The organism is Mycobacterium heidelbergense, assembly GCF_050205645.1.
GTDB classification, from domain to species: domain Bacteria; phylum Actinomycetota; class Actinomycetes; order Mycobacteriales; family Mycobacteriaceae; genus Mycobacterium; species Mycobacterium heidelbergense_A.
Map to the genome: position 1 here is coordinate 24,127 of NZ_JBNMQT010000029.1, position 21,490 is coordinate 45,616.

Below are 21,490 nucleotides of genomic sequence, written 5' to 3' on the forward strand. Positions count from 1 at the left end.
TCTGAGGGCTTGGGCTCTCAGCGTGGGTTTGCGGTCCTGCAGTTTGCGGGGTGCCTCGACTTTCACCTCATGCCAGACCCGCCCGTTATCGGTGACGAGGTCGATCTCGGCGACGATGCGCCCCAGTGTCGGGTGCTTAGCGGTGACACGTTGGGATACGGCGTCGACCCGGTCGAATTGCTCGGCCACCGCGATCTCGCCGCACAAACCAAACACCAATAGCACTAGACCCTCGATCCGATTCCATTCCGGGGCGTCTGGGGTGATCGGTTGTCCAGTCGACGTCTTGCCTTGGAAATATTGGGGACACGCTTCGGCGAGCTCTCGCCGAGTGTTCGCGATCTTGTCAAGCAGTTGGCGCCGCCCCGGGTCCGCCAGGTCCTCGAGATCGACCGGACGGTTTGCACGCATCCGCCGTCCGGCATCGGCCAGGTCCTTGAGCGCGGCGACCAGTGCGTCGATGCCGACACGCCGATCCCCATCCAGCGACGCATCGATCTCGAGGTCCCACCCGTGCTCGGCGCGATAGATACAGGCGAGCCAATCCACAAAGTTGGAGTCGGCCGCTTGCGCGCGCTCACGCCAGGTACCCACCCACGTCTCGGTATCGTCCGCCGCCGAAGTGTCGATCATTCGGCGCGCACGCTCGGTGCCAAGGAACGCGGCCCAGCCCTCATCGTCGCTGACCCCCGACGCCGGCTCCTTGAGAAGCAGCTCCCGACGCACGGCTGCGGCCCGTTCCTCCAGGTGCTCCCGATGCCGTTCGCGGACCAGGCGCCTAGCCAATTTGATGGCGCTGCGATCGGTGCCCACACGGTCGATCTCCGCCTCCACATCCAGAAGCGTCTCGCCGCCGGTCTCCTCGGACCCACCAGGACCCTCACCTTCGCTGCGCTGCCGTTGCACCTCGCGGTCGGGCGTCTCATCCTCATCGCCGAGTGAACCTGGTGGGTTTCCGGGCCGATCGGAACCCTGCAACGCATGCTCGGGCAGTTCGCCTGTCGGCGCGCGTCCGGCGGCGGCGGGGTGATAGCCGAACACACACTGCGGTAGGCCGTCGCCCGCGCGCTCTGTGCGAGTCACCACGATGTTCAGGTCGCGGGCCGCCACCACCACGGCCTGCCCGTGTACATCGAGACCCAGCGCGGGCGTGCCGGCGGGAAGCCGCACGAACACCACCAGACCATCTTGGCCGCGATACCTTTCGATCAGCGGATACCGTGCGATCACCGACTGCATTGGCATCGCGGTGTTGTGAACCTCACCCACCAGATAACCGCTTAGATGCATGACGGCACCCGGCTCGCTGGGCACCTCCACGTGGTCGACAGGCAGCCATGCGCGCACTACGACGTCTTCAGGGAGCGGCTTGAGCCGTTGGTCGGCATCGATCAGGCCAATGTCGTTTTCCATCTCGTCGGAGCGCTCACCTTGATCGCGGTGCACGAGATACCGATTGATCGTGGCGAACCAGTCCTTCATCGCGCGCAACACCGCAGGGGTCGCGACCTCCGAGACCGCTCTTGTCCCCGCGGCAAACGCAGAAACACCCGAGTGCCAAATGTCGCGGACGTAGGTGATCGCCGCGCTGCGCGTGTCCTGCAGCCCAAACACCTTGGCGGGCACGCCCTCGGCGTCGATGAGTTCCGCGACCGCACGATCGAGCGGGTTCGCCACGTCGGCCCGCGGCCGGTATTTGAACCCAGAGGATGACGTCCTTGCGGGAACACCCAGCACCTGCTCCAGGTAGGTCAGCGCATGCACAGAGACCTCGATGTTCATCCATGTAGCGAGAGCCTTGTGAAGCAGCTCACGGTCATATCCGTGTGCGTAAGCGGCGTCAAGGAGCTCCCGAGCTTTCGCGACGAGTTGCTGGTCCGCCACCAACTGCTGGCGGGGCACTTGTTGGTCGAGTCGCTCCGCCAGCTCGACGAGTGCATCCACGCTGCGCTCTCGTGCGGTCAAGGCGCCGGCATACACCTTCTGCGCGGCCGCTTGCGCCCACACCCCGTACGAGCTCGTGCTGAGGGTTTGCCGCACCGTGTGTACCGCGTCCCCGAAGGCCCGAACGTCGTCAACCGTTTCCTTGTAATAGCTTGCGACGACGTTAATCTGATTCAGAATCCGATCGTCTGAGGTGCTTGGGCTCCCTCCTAAGCTCAGCAGATTTCGCCACTCCTCCAAGTGTTTTGCGACACGTATCAGGTACCGAACGACTTGTTCTCCCTCACCGACTCTCAACACTGGCTCCGGATCCACTGGGCTACTCAGCCCGCCGGCCAAGGAGTTCAGCAGCTCGGCGGCGCCGAACATCTGCGACTCCGCGATAAGGATCATCACCTCGCTACTGGTTAGTATCTGGCGCCGCTCGTCCCCGTGCGCTGCATCGTCATCGTCGTCTTCGTCGATGAGGCCAGCGAACTCGAAGACCTCGTCGAACCTGGTTCCGAGCCCAAGGTTCGGATTCTCCTGCAAGACCAACGCCTGGCGTTGCTCGGTAGTGCCTATCGCATGCAACAGCAGCACGCACAGCACCTTTTCTGGCGCACTGGCCCGCAGCCCCCAATGCCAGACTGCGGCAAAGGATTCCACCAGCGCTTTAACCGGTTCGAAGGCGCCGTGTTCGTCGAAACACGCCGTCGTCAGCCCATTGCGCAGCCATCGCATGAAATCCTGCGGCTGCCCCCCAATAACCTGGTGATAGCGGCGCAGCGTGGGCAACGCCTGTTCCACGAGATCGAGCCCTGGTTCGTCCTCGTTGGCTGCCTGTTCCCCGTCGATCGGTGCCAGGCGATATTGGGCTTCAAATATGATGGCCCGACCCAACGCGCTGATCATGTCGCCGTAGCCGACAGCTCCGACCGGATCGCAATAATAGCCCAGCAGCGACGCGCGAGTGGACTCCGCCGAGTACTTTTCCGGATTGGCAGCGAAGTCCGCATTCACGCTCAGCCGCATTCCAGCGAGGGGGTCAGCGGTAACCGCCGTTCTGCCTTTCCGTACAGTTCCCTGCCCGGTTTCTCCGAAACCCCCACGTGGGAAATGGATCAGGGGCAGCTGCGCGACGTCGATGATCGCCTGCCCGACATTGACTGCAACATCACGATCCGCATCCTCGAACCCAAACGGATCAGCATCGAGCTCCATTTGCAGTTCGTCGACCACCGCTTGCGCAGTCGGGTTCAAACTCAGATCAACCTCGCCGCCCCGATCCACCGGTTCGTGCTGTAGTAACGCCCGTCGCTCAGCCACCACCTGGGTCTGCTCTTTGGCCAGTTCAACCAGCACACGCTGCTCGTCGCTGCTGGCGCCCAGCGCCACGGCGGCAATGGCATTGAGCACGGCCGCGTGCGCCTTCCATTCGACGCCGCCCGGCACAACCTCGTCGCGCCAGGCGAGGTATTCGTCGCCCGGGCCCTGGTAGGTCTCCCGCAATACCCGATCGGCGAACAGGATCGCCCGATACCCGCCGGACTCGACCAACGCCGACGCCAACGCCTCAAAGACCAACGCCACCACCGGCCGGTCAGCGAACACCGCCGACAGCGGCCCCGGGGACGACACCGCGCCGGAATTGACCCGGACAGAGATACCACCGAGGCCCAACTGTGTTTCATATCGGGCGTTTTCAGCGAGCTCATCCGTAACATCGAGCGCCTCGATCAGTAGACCATCGACGAACTCCGTGCCGAACCAATCCACGACCCACTCGACGTCGTGAACCGCATCGGTATCGAAGTTGCCGAAAGATGCACGGGTGCCATGCTTTTCGCGCAGCCTTTGCGCCACCTTCTGGTGTGCTCCGCCGTGGCCAGGGTCCTCTACGGCGCCGCTGGTGGAACCGGCGGACGACGTCGGGTCCTGGACCGTGGCGGTCGCATCGCCGGGTTCTGCTGGGTCGCCCGGGGTGTGGTCGCCGCTGCCGGAGATGCTGGCCCTGGCAGGCCCTCGTACTCCCCTGGATCGGGATCTACGTATACCGCGGCCAAACCCGTCTTCGGGGTAGTCACGCGCATCGCGCTTAACGCGCGGCCCCCAGCCGCCCAGTCCACGCTTAGGGCGATCGGTAACCCCCAGAAGTGCGATCACCGCATCGCGGCCGCCCTCCAGCCATTTCGCGAAATCCCATGGGGCCTCACCGCGGCTGACCAATTCCGCGTGACGTCTCAGCAGTCCGAGCACGGGCTGGTCGGACCCGGCCGACCCCACCAACAACTCGTAGGGCAACCCGAATCTCAGCGCGAACACCGCATACACCACGTGGGCAGGATCAGACGGTGGCGCCGCGTCGCTCTGCACAGTCGCGTCGGGCTGTACATCTCCGTCGAAGAGGTCCCACCCTTCCGGGACGTAGCCGGCGAGCCCGCTAAACCACCGCCCGAAAGGCGAAGACTCCGACACCATGTGGCTTTCCGCGAGGTAGCGGTGCATCCACTCCAACGCATCCTTGATCGTGGCGATGTTTCCCACCCACTGCTCGAAAGACTGGTTCACAACGCCGCGGTCAACCAACCACCGATACAGCCCCTCCAACGCGGACTTGAGGTTCGGCAGATCAACCACGACCCGATGCAATCCCTCCAGCGCGGGTTTGAGGTTCTGCAGCAGATCGATCTCAGCGACGCTCGAATCCGCTTGCCGCGCAGCCACATCAGGAGCCGACGGCAACGCGTCGGCATCGGCGGCGTCCGGCCTCAGAGCCTTGATGATGTTCGGCCCGCCGTTGGCCAGGATCTCCCGTAGTACTTTCATAGCGTTCCTAGCGGCCGCCGCTTCGCGCCCGCCGCCTCGCGTTTGAAGATCCGCATCCGGTGAGCTGGTATCGGGCTCTGGCAGTCCGGCCATCGCGTATCCGAATTTTTCGGCGATGACGTACACCGCCTTTTTGGGATCCCGCAGCTGCTGGGGATCAATGTTGATGACTGTGCTGTCGTGATCCGTATAGCTACCGCTGCCCGCATTGAACGCGAAACGCCAACCGCCAGACTGCAGGTGTTGCCACTGATCCAGCAATGTCTCGGACAACGCGGCAAGCCCGTTCACCGGGTTCCAGCCGGCGACGTCGGGGAAGTCGGGGAAGTCGTCACACACGACTTCGATGGGAGTTTGGGCGATCATCGCCGCCATCAGTCCCTGGTCGTCATCCATCTTCTCCTTGACCGCCTCGGGGGCGTCGTAGTCCGTGAGCACCTTTCTCGTGTCGTGCCTTGAGGTGTGCACCACGATGCGCCCGGATTCGACCGTCACCGGGATGTGGTCCCAGCAGTTGTCGCGTGGCAGGGTTTTCGGCGCGGCATCCAATGCGTCGATCAGCCCTTGCGCACTGGCTTTTCTGGTGTAGGCGCCGGCGTGGCGTATCACCTTTTGCAAGCGGGCTGCATGCTGCCGTGCTTTGCGCGGGTTGGACGCGACCACGCGGAGGCGCTCCGTGAGCAGCTTGACATCCACGGGTGCGCCTTCGTCGTGCTTGACGAGGTTGAACCGCTTCACGTCCCTGATGAACTCGCGCCGCGCCTTGCGCGTCATGCCAGCGCGGTCAGCGAGCTCGGTCAGCCACACGCCCGCACCGCTGCTGGTTGTCACGATCACCGGCACTCCCTGAGCGATCGCCTCGGTCGCCACCAAACCGAAACCTTCTACCCACGAGGGCACCACCACAACCGCTGCCTTGCGGATCTGGTCACGGATCTTGTTGGGGTCCGACGTGCGCGGCAATACCTCCACGGCCGCAGGATCGCCGACGCCCTCGGCCAGCTTCGCCTGTTCCTTTTCCAACTTCTCGGGCTCAATTGGACCGCCCAGTGCGACCAGGCGAATGCCCTGTTCTGGCTGAGGCAGTGCGCCGACCGCTGCGGCGAGTTCGGGACCGCCTTTGTGACGGGCGCCGACGAACCCGAGGAACAGCACCTCCAAAGGTTCTTCGGAAGAGGGCAGCGCCGGCTGTTCGGCCAGCTCCACGACGGGAGCCAGTACGTGCGGAACGCCTCGCCCAGCCGATGCCGCGACGCTCGCGCCATACCGGCCCAGCACCGAGCCGATGCCGGCGAAGACGTCGGCGTCAGCGTAGATGTCGGTGGCGATGCTCCAGAGGCTGCCACCTGGCCTGGGCAGCGCGCGCCTACGGGCCGGCGTCTCATGCACGATCCGCCCCGTTAGCACATCAGGATTGTGATGCGCGGCAACCCATTTGGCGAACATGCGCGCCGCCATACCTGCCTGCTTGGTGTGGCCGATGACGTAGTCCGGGTTGCCTGACAGACACGCCCGCAGCGCATCCCAGTCGGGGAACATCAGCTGATGCGCGTCGGCGGTGGGATCACGATCGCGCGGCGTAAGCACGGTGACACCCGGCGGAATCTCGGACCCGGGAATCACCTCCCCCACATAGACGTACACCTCATAGCCGGCCTCGGCGAACCCACGGCACAAGTCGATGTTCATCGTCGCGGCCCCGCCCGTCGCCAATCCCCACTTGTGTGCGAAAACCACCACAACCTTGGACTCACCGACTTCGGACGGGTGTTCGAGTGAGCCGCCGCGGAGAACGCGGATAGGGCCGGCGTCCTCAGCACCGGGGATGTCGGTGTCGCGTTGTTCAGCGTTGTCGGGCGCAGTGCCGCCAAAGTCCTCGTCAGTGGTGTCGCCGTCACCCTCGTGCGGCTCGCCGAACTCGCGGTCGCCGCCGCGGCCCACCCGGCCCGCAGGCGAGGATGCTGACCTGTCAGTCCGGGACGGCAGCCGGAGCACGCGTCGCTTGTAGGCGTTCAGCACCAGCTCGGCGTCGCTGCCCGCATCAAGCTCGCTCCGGGCACCGCGGATCAGCTTTCTAGCTTCCCAAACCGGGATGCGCAGGCGCTTGGCGATGTCGGCTTCCTTGTTTCCGACGGCCAAGCACCCCACCACAAATCGTTCCGCACGGCTCAGCTGTGACCCGCGCTCGTCTTCCGGTAGTTCGACCAAGTGGCTCGCGCAGGCCATCGCCATCAGGTGAGCTGGAGTGAGCGCCCCCAGCCACTCCATCGCGTCACGGAGGACAGGGTCCATGCCTTTTAGCTCGTATTGCCGCGGGTCAGCGATGCCCTCATCGCTTGACAACGCCTCGGCCCACCGCCTCAACGCCCGCAGTTGGCGCTTCGTCAGCTTTTCCGGCCCTGTCGGCTGAGCTGGCGGCGCATCGTCGAGGGACGCTGAATCGCGCACGCCAAGCTCGCCAAGTAGGCCGTACTTGGCGAGCTTGGCCACAGCCTGGCTGCGCGTGTCTGCCTCCAGCTTGGCCAGCACAGCCTTGACGTGGCCCTTCACGGTGTCTAGTCCGATCCCCAATTCGTCGACGATCCGGTGGTTTTCGAGCCCCAACGCCAGCAGCGTCAAAACCTCAAGCTGACGAAGTGTCATCCCCCCAACAGCGGCTCGGAGTCGCAGGGCTTCTGGCGCGCCTTCCGACGGCTTCCGAACAAGCACGCCGAGCTCGTAGGCCAAGTTGACCGCCTGGGTGCGGTTATCTAGTCCCAGCTTGCGCAGCAGCCTGCTGACGTGATGCTTGATCGTGTCCTCAGTGAATCCGACATTCTTGGCGATCTGCGCATTGCTGAGCCCCTGGCCTAGTAGCCTCAACAGCTTGCGCTCGTCGCGGTGCAGGTCGAATTGCCGCCTGTCACGGATGCGATTATTACTTAACAGCGCCTCGGCCCACTGCCTAAACACCTGCTGTTCCCGCTTCGTCAGCTTTTTCAGATCTATTTTGTCTACGCCAAACTCATCCAGTAGGTCATACTTGGCGAGCTTTGCCACCGCCTGGCTGCGCGTGCCTGCTTCAAGCTTGGCCAGTAGGGTCTTGACGTGGGTCTTCGCGGTATTTACGCCGATGCCCAACTCGTCGGCGATTTGTTGGTTTTCGAGCCCCAACACCAGCAGCGTCAATACTTCACGCTCGCGACCTGTTAGCCCCTCAACAGCGGTGCGGAGCCGAAGGGCTTCTGGCGCGCCCTGCGACGGCTCCCGGGCGCCAAGCTCGTTGGCCAAGTTGACCGCCTGGGTGCGGTTATCTAGTCCCAGCTTGCGCAGCAGCCTGCCGACATGATGCTTGATCGTGTTCTCAGTGAATCCGACATTCTTGGCGATCTGCGCATTGCTGAGCCCCTGGCCTAGTAGCCTTAACAGCTTGCCCTCGTAGCGGTCCAGGTCGGTCAACGAAGCGGGGGGCGATCCGTGCGCGGGTTCCACTGCCGGCCCTCGTGCCTCTCGTCGAGCACAGCTTTCGCCGTCCTGCTCATGGACGCCGGTGTTGTCGCGGCCGCTGACGTCGGTTTCCGCGGGCCCGCGCAGGCCTTCTTCCTCACCCCCAGCCGACCCTTCGGCAGGAGCAGACGAAGGCGATGCAGCGGGGGGATTCGACTCGGCGGTGTCTAGGTGCTCATCACCCGAGGGCACCAGGTAGTCCGCCAGCAGGTCGCGGACCTCTTGGAGCACCCCCTCGCGACCCGAAGCCAACATCGGTTCGCTAGGTCGGTCCGCGACACCCACGTGCAGGTCTGCCTCGCCATCAGCTGCGTCGCCGGGCCCGTCGGCCGGCACAGCACCGAACGTCTGCTCGGACATCGACACAGCGGGCACGCCGTCGAGGCCCGGCATCGGTCGGTTTGTTTCCTTTTTCAGGTATCGCCATCCGGCGCGCTTCTCGACAATTTCGATCGAAAATGCTGAGACGTCATAGTCCCAGCGATGCGTGAATAGAGCCTCGGCGGTCCACTGCTTGACGCGCATTGGGTTCGCCGGGTCGTAGTCTCCGGCGTAGCCACCCCACCAGGTGTTGGTTTCCTTGTCGTACCATGCATAATTAAAATTCGTGCCGTTCGGCGGCCGAGCTTGATGCAGATCTTTCGACATATCGACCCGACCGGTATGGGGGTTTGGCGCAAACCTTGTGGGATCGGGTGTGTCGACGCCATACGTGAGGTCGACATCGGTATCTTCGATTTTGAATGAGCGGGCATTTTCATTTTGACCGGACCACAAGTCCTTATAAATGATCACCGCCTCGAGGCTCTGTAGTTTGCCGCTGGGCAGGGCCTGCTCGATACCGAGTCGACCGAGATCGGAATCGGGATGCGCTTGCACCAGGCGCACAATCTCTGCGGCATCCACGGGTTTTGTTGCAAATATTTTGTTCAGTTCATTCGCATAGTATTCGGCTTTGGCGAAGATACGTTTATTACCTTCGACTTTCGCTTTGTTCATGGCATCTTGCAATTCTTTAGCATTATGTCCTGTGGAAACCCTTGATAACGTTTCCCTGGCTTTCTCTAGATTTGCCTGGCACCATTCCAGATGCTCGGTTGCACTCATTGTTATCCCGGACGCGCCGTGCGTGAAAGTCAAATCGTCTGTTCCGTGCTTCCTTATGCCGTCTTCCGCGTCGGTGAGGAGCATCTGAAAGAACGCCAGATTGCTCTCGGCCGCCTCGATAGGGGCCAAGGTTTTACCTAGCTTCGCGATCTGCGCGTGTGACTTCACGTCACTGAAGGCGATCCTCATCGAGGGATCTCCGGCGGTTTGGCCGAGACGGTCCAGCACAATGCCGATACACCCCCGACGGATTGTCTCCCGTCGCTCATGCCCAACTGCCTGGCCGTCCTTTTTCTCCAGCATGCGAATGTATTCATCCAACGGATAATCGCGGTGCGTGACCGCACGCCCCTGAGAATCAACAGCGTGCGGGTCGAGCGGAGATGCCCACCCGATCGGATCCGGTGCGGGCTCCGAGGCTGCCGACACCACGTCTATGGTTTCGATGGGAGTTTGGGCGATCATCGCCGACATGACGTCCGGATCGGTCGTCATCGCGTCCGCGACAGCCTCGGCGATGTCGTACTCCGTCAGCTCCACCCCCGGGGTGGTGTGCACCAGCAGGCGATCGGGTTCGACTGTGACCCGGGTGCGCGTCCAAACCGGTTGGCGTGGCGGCACTATCAGCGCGGAGAACGCCGCATCGATCAGCCCCTGTGCGCTCCGGACTCTGGTGTAGCTGCTCATCTTGTGCTGTAGGCCGCGTGCATGAGCCCGTGCGGCGGGCAGGTCCGCGAGCACCGCGCCGAGCCGCTCCTTTAGCACCTCGACGTCCACGGGTGCGCCCGCGTCGTGCTTGATGAGGTTGAACCGTGCCACGCGCCTGATGAACTTGCGCCGCGACTTGCCCGTAATGCCGACTCGATCGGCGAGCTCAACTAGCAACCTGCCCGCGCCGCTGTCGGCTGTCGCGATCACCGGCACTCCCTGCGCGATCGCCTCGGTCACCACCAAACCGAAATCTTCAAACCGAGAGGGCGCCACGACGACTGCCGCCGAGCGAACCTGGTCACGAATTGCGTTGGCGTCAGACGTGTGCGGCAATGCCTCGACCGCGCCAGCATCGCCGACGAGTTCCGCCAGCTTCGCCTTACCTTGCTCCAACTTCGCAGGTGGATAGCCGAGTGCGACCAGGCGAACACTCGGACCTTCCTCGCCCAGACCACCTACCGCAGCGGCAAGTGGCTCACCGCCTTTCACAGGGTCCTCGACTCGCCCGAGAAACAAGACTTTCGCTTCGTCAGCAGAAGGCAGCGGCGGCTGTTCGGCCATCGCCACGACGGGAGTCAGTTCGTGGGTCGCGCCTCGTCCAGCCGATGTCGAGACGGTCAGGGCGTACCGGCCCAGCATCGAACCCACGCCGGCGTTCACGTCGCCGGCAGCGAAAATGTCGGCGGCTAGGATCCAACGCCCGATACCTGGCCTGTCCCGCAGAATGTTCCTGGGGATCGGCGTTTCATGGATAATAAGCGCCCTTCGTACGGCAGGATTCTGCTCGGCAACCTTCTTGGCAAACATGCGCGCAGCCATGGCTGCCCATCCGCTATGACCGATGACGAGGTCGACGTCATCCGGCAGGTCGTCCCAATCGGAGAACATGTCGCGCACTGTGATCAAAGTGATCCCCTGCGGAATCTCGGATCCGGGGACCACCTCGACTGCGCACACAAGCACCTCGTGGCCAGCCTCGGCCAGCCCGCGGCACAGGTCCATGTTCACCGCCTGAGCCCCGCCGTGCGCCAATCCCCAGTCGTACGCGAAAACCAGAACTCGCTTGCTCCCGGCAGCAGGAAGGCCCACGGTTTTGTCGCCGCCGTCCTCTACTGGAACAGCTCCACGAGACAATCGATATGGATCGATTGACTCCATTCGCTGCAGAACGCGCTCTCGCCATTGCTCGTCAGCCATCCAGCCGTACGAGGCAATGAGGCGGCCCCACTGGGAAACGAGAGGATCGGGAGCCCCGCGGTTGTGCGCGTCGCCAAGGTCTTCGGCGGCGGGCCGTCCATACTTTTCACCCATAGCGGCGGTGTGCCGCTTGGCGTCCCGGCGAGCATCCTCCAGCGTGTAGCCCGGGTCGTTTTCCAACCGGTCGGCCGTCAGGTCGTTGAATGTGGCGTGATCGAGGCGCAGCTCATCGCGACCGCGGTCGCGGTCGAGCACCCATTCGTTCGGCGGCTGGTAGATCCTGCGGAAGAACGCTCCGCCGCGCAGCTGCTTGATGAGGCTCTGGCGGGAGGTCATCAGCCTGGGACCGTACACAGGAGGAAACTCTTGGGTGTTACCGTAAATCCCCGTTAGCCGGTCGGCCTGTTCGATGTCGTTGACCCGAATGCCGGCCCTGTTGAACACCCGGCCCAGCACCCGCGGACCTATGCGCGCGGACCTTTCGTCCTCCTGGAACAAATCCAGCTCGGTCTCCGGCGAATCCGGCGACGAGAGGCCATGCAGGTCGGCAGCCGCCACCCAGCGGGTGATCTTGTCGGCGCGCGCCGCGTGAGTCTCATCGATCTCCCATATCCGCCGCAGACGGGCGGTGTCCTTGGCCCGCTGGGCTTTGGTTTCTTCGTCGAATCCGGTGCCGTGCACCGCCATCGCCATCAGCCGGGCATCAATATCATCATCGTCGTCGCCAATTTCATACCGCAGGGCGCGAGCGTACAGCAGTTTTGCCGAGGCCAATTCGTCGTAGTTCTCTGGGTTTTCGCGCTCCCGGCCGCCGCCGTAGTCGAGGTCGCTGCCGGCATCAGCGGCCATCGCCGACGCGATATCTTCGGTGTCCTCGCCCTGCAGCACACCATTGCGCACGATGTTTCGCAGGTCCTCCAAAATTCCGAAGCCGTTGTGGAAGAAGGCCCCGACCTGATATTCCTTCTTCTCCAATTTCCCGTGCAGGTGATTTGCCCTGCCGATTTTCGGGTGTCCATACAGCACACGGTTGGCGAATAGTTCCTCGGCCGTCAGCAGGATCAGCTTGACGGTCTTTGGCTTCATCAAGTCCATCCGCTGCTCCGCCGGCAGCTCCGCCAGCAGCATGTTGGTGATCTCTTTGATCTCGCCGTCAAGCACATCGGTCGACAGGGGCGGAGCCGTCTCGCTCAGGAGCCGCGCCTTGACCCAATCGGCCAAAGGTTCGTCGCGCGGCAGGTTGCGTTCCTGGATCCGGGCGTAAACCTCGGCTGGCCAGGCCACGTGCTTTATTTCGCCGAGTTCGGCGATGTGTACTGCCTCGATGGGCTGCCACTTTCGGTCCCACAGATCTTCGTGCGACACCAGGCCGTGCCAGCCGTACGACACCCGCAGCCGGCCAAGTGCCAACGCCGGGTAACGCCGGGAGGGCTGGGGCAAGACGCCGACCTTGAGCCCGTTGGGCAGGGTGCGGTAATCCTCCTCGTCACTGATCTCCACCGTCGTCCAGCCCGACTCCGGGTCCGCCAGCTGGTCGTACAGCTCCTTGGTCACCGATAGCTCGACGACATCGGCTTCGCCCGGCACGCCACCCGGCGGGTCGCCGCCCAGCGCCTGCTTGATCGCCAGACGACCAACCAGCACACCGTGTTCGGCCAGTTGTTGGGCCAGCTGCGGGTCCAGGCTGCGGATGTCGGTGAGGCCGGCATCGCGCGATGACTCTTCGCCGGTAGGGGACTCCGATTTCGACTTCGACTTGCCGTCGCGTCGGTCGGCACTGGGCGCGGGTCCAAGCCCGATTGCGGGCAGGGGGACGCCGTCGCTGTTGACGGCGATGGCGTGCACGGTGGTGCCGGATTCAAGTTGGAGGTGGCCGAGGACGTGCGCTTCCGTCGAGCACGCGTAGTCGTGCTCCACGGTCGCGTGGGGGTCGGTGTCAGTGGGGGCGGCGACGACCCAGTGCAGCTGCAATTCCCCGTCTTTGAATCTCCCGTCGTCGGGCTCGGGAGTGGTTAGGGTCCACACCTGCTCGGGCTCACCGGGCGTCGGCGGGGCGGTTGTCAGGAAGACCAGATCGGTCTCGTCCTCAGGGTCCAGGAGCGCGGCGCCCAGAGCGCCGATGTCGGGACTGTGGTCCCATTGGCTGTCGGCGGCGACGGATTGCGGTGATTGCGAGTCAGCTCCGGCGATGGCATGGCCGCGGAGATAGTTGGCGAATTCGGTTGCGGTTAAAGCACTCTGGGTCTGCGCGACGGCACGGCTGGCGTCGGCACTGGCAGTGCTCCTGGTAGTGGCACGCTTCTTGAGACGATTCGCGAAGAAAGCCAACTGCGGTACGGCGCCCAACAACGGCACTGACGCCTGCTCGACCGACTCCGGATCCGCCTCGGCCGCAGCAGGTTTGGCCGAATCGGTAGTGACGGAATCGTCGACAGTGACGGACGACGTGTCCGCACCAACCGCCGGAACATCCGTTGCGCCCCCACCAACCGACGGAGCATCCGTCGTCCCCGCGCCAACCGCCAAAACGTCTGTCGCGTCCCCACCAACCGGCGGAGCTGCGTCCACCGTGGCGCCACCACCGTCGGACAGCGCAACCTGCGGCGCTGCACCCAGCGGCTCGACCGGCGAAGTGCTCTGCTCGGCCGGCGTGGTCCCACCAGCCGGCGCAACACCCGACTTGCCCACACCACCGGGCGCCGACCTATCGGCACCCGTCTTGCCGTGATCGGTTGGCGACGACCGTTCGACCGGACGGCTGTCCCCATCGACGGGCGGCGCGCGCCCCGGTGTGGGCCGTGTCCCTAGTTTCAGCGTGCCCTCTGCGGGCGCGGTCGGCGGCACGTAAAGGGCCGGTGCGGGTCGGGTGCGATAGCTTTGCCCGCGCCGGGGGGTGAGTAGATGCTCTTCGGCCGCACGTTGCACGGCCGGCGCGGTCTCTTCGCGCAGAATTCTCTCTGCCTCCGCCACAACACTTTTGGCGGCTTCACGTTCGGCCGCCGTCTTAGCGGTATCGCGGGCCCCAACAGCGTCGAGGAATTGAATGACCTGCTTGCGGACCACGTCGTTAGCCACCCGAGTTCGGAAGTTCTCCGGCGACAAGTACTTCTTGTAGCCGCCCGGGGTACCGCCGTTTTCCCGGTCCTCGCCTTCGCCCCCACGCGCGGCGCGGCCCTCGGCCTGCCTGACGGCTCGATCCCCGTACTCGGGCCCGCCGTCCATTTTGACGGCCGTGCCCCCGGCCGCGCGCCACGTCCGGTTCGGAGTCGGGTCGATGCCACGAGTGTCACCCTTGTTGCCGAAATGGAGCTTGATGTCATTGTCGAGAGCTTCCCTGATGCGTACGCGGAGCTCGGACATGCGTACGTCAAATTCATCGCCGAAGGCGTCCGTGAGGTTGACGTGTTCACCGATTAACTCGACGACCTTGTTCACGTGGTATTCGACTTCAAACTCTTTTTTAAGGTGTTTGCCGAGCAGATTGTCCCATTGGTGCTCACCTTTGGAGGCGTCCTTGAGGTGCTCCTCGAGGAACTTGTACAGGTCGTACTTATCGCCGCCCCACTGCTTGGTCTCCAGTTTGGCGAGCCGTTCGGCCTCCGCGCCGTTGCCGTGCTCATCCCACCAGCGGGCATCCCGCATGGTGTATTCCACTTTCAATTCGACACCGTCGGCGATCTTGAGCCCGCGCTCGTTGGCCATCGCGCGCGCACGCGCATCGGTCAGTTGGTCGAACCAATCGACCAGCCCCTTCTCGTGGTCCAGCTTGTCGCGCCAATCGGTCAGTTTGATCTCTTTGCCGCCAACGAACCGGATATCGTCTCCGCGGATGTTGCGGTTGTCGAAACACACCACCCACTGCGGACGATCTGCCAACCGCACGCCAACAACCTGACCGCCCCGCACGACCAACTCAAGCTGCCCGTCGTCGAGGATGTCGCTGGCCATGCCCTGAAGTTTGGCTTGCTCGCTGTCAAAGATCTGAGGTGGAGCCTCTTCACGCAATTTCGACTCGTAATACGGTTTGACCTCCGCAACCAAAATGCCGTGGCGCTCGTAGAATTCGCGCTGGGCGAGTATGGCGGTGCCCGACCATCCTGATGTGTCGTGCATCAAATAGCTGTTGATGAATTGATCCACCGACACATACAGCGAGTTTTCCGGCAGATCGGCCTTCATCTGCTTGCGCGCCATCAGGTCGAGGAACTTACCGACGCGCTGTAACCGGGTCTGGCTGCCCGTCTCCCGATCGTCCATCACCTTGTCGTTGGTGCTCGACGCAAGTAGCGCGACCTTGCCCTCGCCTTCTGGATCGCCCCCATGGGCATCAATCCAATCGCTGTTGCGGCGATAAGCCCATTTCGCCTCCGCGCAATCGGCATACAACTGGGCATGAGGATCGTCAGCGGTCACCGGATCCCCGCCGGCGCGGTTGAGGAACTCGATCGCCTTGTCGGTCAAGCTCGCACCCCACGGCCCCATGGTGTTGTCCGGCCTGCCAAAATGCTTGGCGGTCAACCCGAGCTTTTCGGCTGCGTCCATGCGATCCAAGACCGCTTGATGCAGGGCCACCTCCTCGGCGGGCGCGTCTTCGCTACCGCCGGGCGACAACACGGCCTCCATCGGGTCAAGCACCGTGCAGAATTCGTCAGCGATCAGACGGCCGGGCGGGAACGGCTTGAACCGCCGCTCGCTTCCATATCTCTGCGCCGCGTCGTCGAGAATTTTCTTCACAACGTGAAGCGGCGGCTGCTCGTTGAGCCGCTCACGTAGGGGCGCCAGGATCTGTTCGCGTCGCGCCTCAAGTTCTTTCTCTGATACGCCGCGTTCGGCGGGTACGGCCTTTTCACCGATGTGCTCAAGCATGGAATGGATCTCATGCAGTGTGCGGAACTCGTACTTCTCCCACGTGGCGGCGTAGCCTCGGCTGCGGCCGTCGACCTCCTCGGGCAACTCCCCCTTGTCGTCCATGCGTCCGAAGTCGACGGGCAACTCACCAACCGGCGAGCGGGTCAGTTTCTCCACCGCGTCGACCATCTCAGAGGCCAGTTGGTCATTGCTGGTCGTGAAATGAACGGTGCCATGCTCGAGCAAGTCGAACACGATCTTGACGCTCGATATCAGGGTCTTGCCCTCGCCGGTGTTGACATTACCGACACCGAGCATCCACGCCATGTACTGCGTCTCCCGCATATCCATTCCCGTGGCGCGGCGCACAAATTCGGGCATGGTGGTGAGTCGTTCGATGGTGGTGCCGTTAATCATCGTGTCAAGCACGTGGTCGTCGGTCGCGCGCACCGCCACCGAGTCCTCCGGTGAGCGCCACATCAGCTCGTCATAAACCGCCGCCATTTTCTCGACGGCCGCCGCGGCGGCCTCACGCGCGCGCCGCGCGTCGTCCAACACCATATGATCGGCCAGCCCGTCGTCGTAGGCCTTCCTATACGCCTCATCCGCCCCGCGCAATAGCGCGATGCGCTGCTCGAGCATCCTCTTCACGCTCGATTCGAATGTCTTGCGCGCCTGGGCATAAGCCTGCGCCGCCGCCTTTTCCTGTGCCCGCCGTAACTCAACCTTGGCGGCCAGCGCATGAACAGCCAGCTCCTCCTGGAGGTGTTCGGCGCGGATAGTTACCGCGGACTCGAAGTCGGCGATCTCCTGCCGCTCGGGCCCCCCACCAGAGAACAGCCGCGCCCAAGCTCGGCGCAGCAGCGATCCTTCTCGCTCGCGGCCCGCGCTCAATGCAGCCCGCCGCTCGGCCTGCGCTGCCTCCAGCTGGGCGCCGTGATCACCCCGCGCAGCGTGCGCGGCGCGCAACAACGCCTCACGCCTGATCATGTCCTGGCGCAGCCGCGCCCTGGCGTCGGCGATATCGGCCTGCAGATGCTCCAGACGCTGCCGGCTAGGCTCAGAACGAGTCGACTCCGTGTGATGCTCCTCTTGGAGCTTCTCCAACTCCTCCACGTCATCCGCGACGGCCTTCCCCGCGTCGGCGATGCGCGCATCCCACTGTCCTTGCACCCTGGTCTGGAATTCGTCGTCCGCGTCTTTACGCGCCTGTCGAGCGTCCTCGAATGTCTTGTGTGTATCCGTCACGACGTCACGCAAGTCATACATGCGGTCACGGGTGTCGGCCAACGCCTGTTGGGTCTGGTCCTCGGCCGCGTCGATCCTCTGCTGCCCCTGGGTCTGCTCCGCGTCGTAGCGCTTGTCGACCTCGTTACGCAATGCCTTGTCGTGGGCCGCAACAGCGTCCTTGTGAGCGACCTTGGCCTCCATATGATCTCGAGCGCTCGCAACGAGATCTTCCAACCCCGGGGTCCACTCTTTGATCGGGGTCTGAAGTACCGATTCGGTCGCGGTCCGCAATACCTCTTCATAGGACTCCCGCGCATCCTCGACGCCGTTTCTAGCCCGCCACTCTTCGGTTTGGGCGGTCCCGAGGCGCTTGTTCAGTTCGGCAAGTTGTTGCTGGCGTGCGGATTTCGCTGCGGGATCGAATTCCGTGGGAGTCGCCTTTAAGCTGTCACGCTCAGCAACAAGGGCCTTCAGTTCCGCCTGACGCGCCGCCAAGTCGTCCTGGGCGCGCACCAGCGTCTCGTGCGCATGCTGCACACGCTCGTCCTGCTTGGCCATCGCCGACTCGAACGTGGCCCGACTCTTCTCAGCGCGTGCGCGTGCCGCAGCCGCCTTTTCCTGCGCATCAGTCACCCACGGTTCTTTGCGCGCGGCTTGAGTCAGCTCGGCCCTCTTCTTCGCCACATTCCGGCCCATCACCTCCTGCTCTTTGGGGGCAACCTCGGTCGTCTGGGCCAAGGCCTGGGTCGCCTTGTTGAGCGCCTCGATCTCGTCTCGCAACGCCTTCTCGTGGGCCGCAGCCGCGTTCTCAAGAGCCTGGCCGGCCTCCGTACGCTCTCGAGCACAGCCAAAAAGCTCCTCCACCTCCGCGGGCTGCTTTCCGGATGCGAGCCGCAACTCGGCGTCAAGGGATGTCGTCGCAACCTCGACGTCGGCTTTAGCCGTCCACTCTTTGGCTTCGGCGGTCGCGACGTGCAAGTCCAGGTCGGCAAGTTGTCGCTGGCGCGCGAATTCCGCTGCGGCATCGGATCCCGCGGGAGTCCCCCTCAAGCGGTCACGCTCGGCCCTGGCGGCCTCTAGTTCCGCCTTCCGCCCCGCCCAGTCCTCTTCCGCGCGCACCAGATTCGCGTGCGCCTGCTGCACCCGTTCGTCCTGCTTGGCCATCGCCGAATCGAATGCGGCCCGACTGTTCTCGTAGCGATCGCGGGCCTCGTTCTCGTGGCGCCTCGCGTCGCTCAAGCGCAGCTTCTCGGGCGGGGCTAAAGCGGCCGGCTCGGTCTGCTCCCGCCTGTTCCGGTCCAGCGCCTTGGGCTCGCCGACGGTAGCCTTGGCGGCCTCGGCCGGCGACGCTGCGTCGCGCTTTTCCGTTTCCTGCAACGGCTTCTGAGCATCCTGGACTTCGGCGAGGACCTCGTCCGCGCGCTCTTGTGTGGCCGTAACGGCTTGTGTGGCCGTAACGGCATCATCCGTCGCCGCTTCGCGCATGTCAGTCGCGACCTTCAAGGCCGCCTTATGCTCCGACCTGGCCCGGGCGCGATCCGCGAAGCGATCGTTAAGATCGGCTAAGGCCGTATTGCCCTCCGCGTCAAGCCGCTCGCGCAACGGATCCCAATCCCCCGCCTTAAGCAAGGCGATCCCCTCGGCGTCGAGTCGGCTCTTCATAGATTCGAGAGCCGACTTCAAATCCGCCTCCGCACGCACTAGCCTCTCGTGCGCCTTTTGCACCCGTTCGTCCTGGTTGGCCATCGCGGATTCGGGCGCGGCCTTGCTCTGCTGTGCGGCCTGAGCCTTAGGCTCTTCCGCCGTCGTCGCTTGGCGCGGGTCCATAGCCCGGGCGGCGTCAACGGGCTTACCGCGCTCCTGAGCGACGGGGTCTGTGGTCGTCTCAGCCACCCGGGCCTCTGCCGGTCGACCCGGTGCGCCGTCTGCCGGCGGAGCCAGTGGCTGCTCGGTGTGGTGGGCATCCGGCTCGGCGTATACCGGCTCGACGTGCCCGCCGGCGGCCTCACGCCCCCCCGGGGTGTCCGGATCGCCGATGGGCAGGATGATCCGGCCGTCTTGGGCCGGGCCTTCGGGGGATGTGGCGGCAGGGTATTCGCCGCCGGTTTGCTGATTGTGGTCTGGCGGTGAAGCGGCGGCGTCTACGCCGGGCTCGGCGTCTTTGGCGGCGGGTTGCCTAAGCTCGGCGCGCGCATCCGGGGTTGTTTCTGGGCCTGAATCGGCGCCGTGCTCGGCAGGAACCGCCAGTGGATGACCGGGGTCCGGTGTTGCTTCCACCCCAGAGGGGGTGGGGATTTCGACCGCCGTGTCGCGGGGTCCAGCGTCGACGCCCGGGTGCTGTGCACCCCGCGCCTCTGAGGGGCCGGCGGCCGTGCTGCGCTCAGCGCTTGCCGCCCCGCTGCGAGCCTCGGGTGCGCCGTCGGAGCGCGGGCCCTGGCCCCCCGCCGTGGCCTGGGTGGGACGGCCGCCGGTGGCGGTCCCGGCCGCGCGCGCGCCCTGCTCCCCGGTTCCCGCCGACGCGCCAGCTGCCCGATCACCGCCCCCGGCAGTCAGGCCCGCGGGCGTGGGCGTGGGTGTGGCTGGCGCGGCGGCCCCCGATGCGGCCGCACCCTCATGTCCACTGGTGGTTGCAGGTGCCGGGTCGGCGCCGAGGGTGCCGAGGTGATCATCGAGGGCAGGCCGCGGCGCGGGCACCACCGCCGCCACATCGCGCGGGGCGATTTGTGGCGGCGGGCCCCCCGACGCGTCGTGGCCGCCGCTCCCGGCAGGAACACCGCCCAGCGCCGCACTGTGACCAGCCCCGAAAAGACCCATCGCCAACAGCGACTCCGCGCCCATGGACCCAGCGCCGCCAGCGCCGACCGCCGCACCGCCGACCACACCCCCGGCCGCACCGGCCACCGCCCGATTGACCACCGCCGGCAGATCCTCGCCCGCCGCATGAGCGACCATGCCCGCCGGTCCGCCCGCCAACGCACCCTCGGCCATCGACTCCCCGGCCTTGAGAATCTGGGCCGCATCCCAACCGCCGCGGCCCTCCACGCCGTCCTGAACGAACTGGATCCCCGACTCCTGGGCCGCCCCGATGGCAAACGCCTCCCTCGCGCCCTTGCCCAGCTGTTTGGCCACCGCCAGCGCCGCCACCCGCCCCGGGGCACCGGCCGCCTCACCGGCCAGCTCGCCCAGCCCGCTGGCGGCCTGCTCACCCTTGGCCACCAGCCGCGGCAGCATCGTGTCGCGCAGCGCCGCACCTAGTGCGGCCTCCACCCGACCTTCCGCCTGCGCCGCCAGCTCACGAATCGCCTCGACGGCGGTCTGTTTGGCCACCGGAATATCGGCCAGCGACCCACCCCCAGTCGCCGGCGAGTTGGCCAGATCCCGCAACATCTGCGCCAACAACACCGTCAACGTGGTCGCGATCCCCAGCTTGACGGCCTGGATCTCGGTGGCGCCCTGCTTGGCCACATCCCCCAACCCGTTTTGGGCCCCCACCAGCTTGTCCACCGAATACGGCCCGCCGAACAACATCTGAAACTGCTCCTGGGCGGCCTGTGCGGTCTGCCCAGCCAACACCGCCGGCGTGGTCGCACACACCCGCGCCAACGCCGGCATCAACGCCGAAAACCCCTCGGCGGCCCGATACCACGCGCCCGAGACCCGATCCAACCCAGACTCACTCGCCGGTGGTCCCGGCCACGCCGAACCCGCCAAATACGCCAACGGCCGCACCGCGGGCGGCAACTGAATATCCACCGAGATATCCATCAACCCACCCCGCCGCACCCAGCCACCAAACCAACCCGGGGTGCGCGAGGGCTAGCGCCCACCCAGCCCGGCCAGGCCGACAAAGACTTCGCGTCGCCCGCAACCACGACGCCACCCGGCCGCATCAGATGTCCCTCGCGCAGCGTTTGGTACATGCTGTATCGCACCATTCCGAGAGATCACCACCTTGCCCAGCGTCCGATGCCTTGGCCCGCCGACAGGCGGAATGGAATCCGCGACTCGCGAGAGGTAGTCAACCAGCGATCAAGCGGATTCCGGATACACAGCGTATCACCAATCGGAGCAGAGCATCCACTGTCCACCAAAACCGCCGGATCTGGACGTGACCTGTCGAGAAACTCGGGCTGGCCTCGGTCGCGCCGATCGACCTGGT

At 64.7% G+C, this 21,490-nt stretch carries 1 protein-coding gene (cut by a window edge); it reads right to left on the reverse strand.

Annotated features, from left to right (window positions below):
• Positions 1–21,096 carry part of the coding region annotated (locus ACQI5H_RS22570) for a LuxR C-terminal-related transcriptional regulator (protein ID WP_427081516.1) on the reverse strand (this coding region is incomplete at its 3' end). 24,126 nt of the annotated region lie to the left of the window's left edge, so 21,096 of the 45,222 annotated nt are shown.
• Between the last annotated feature and the right edge of the window lie 394 nt (positions 21,097–21,490).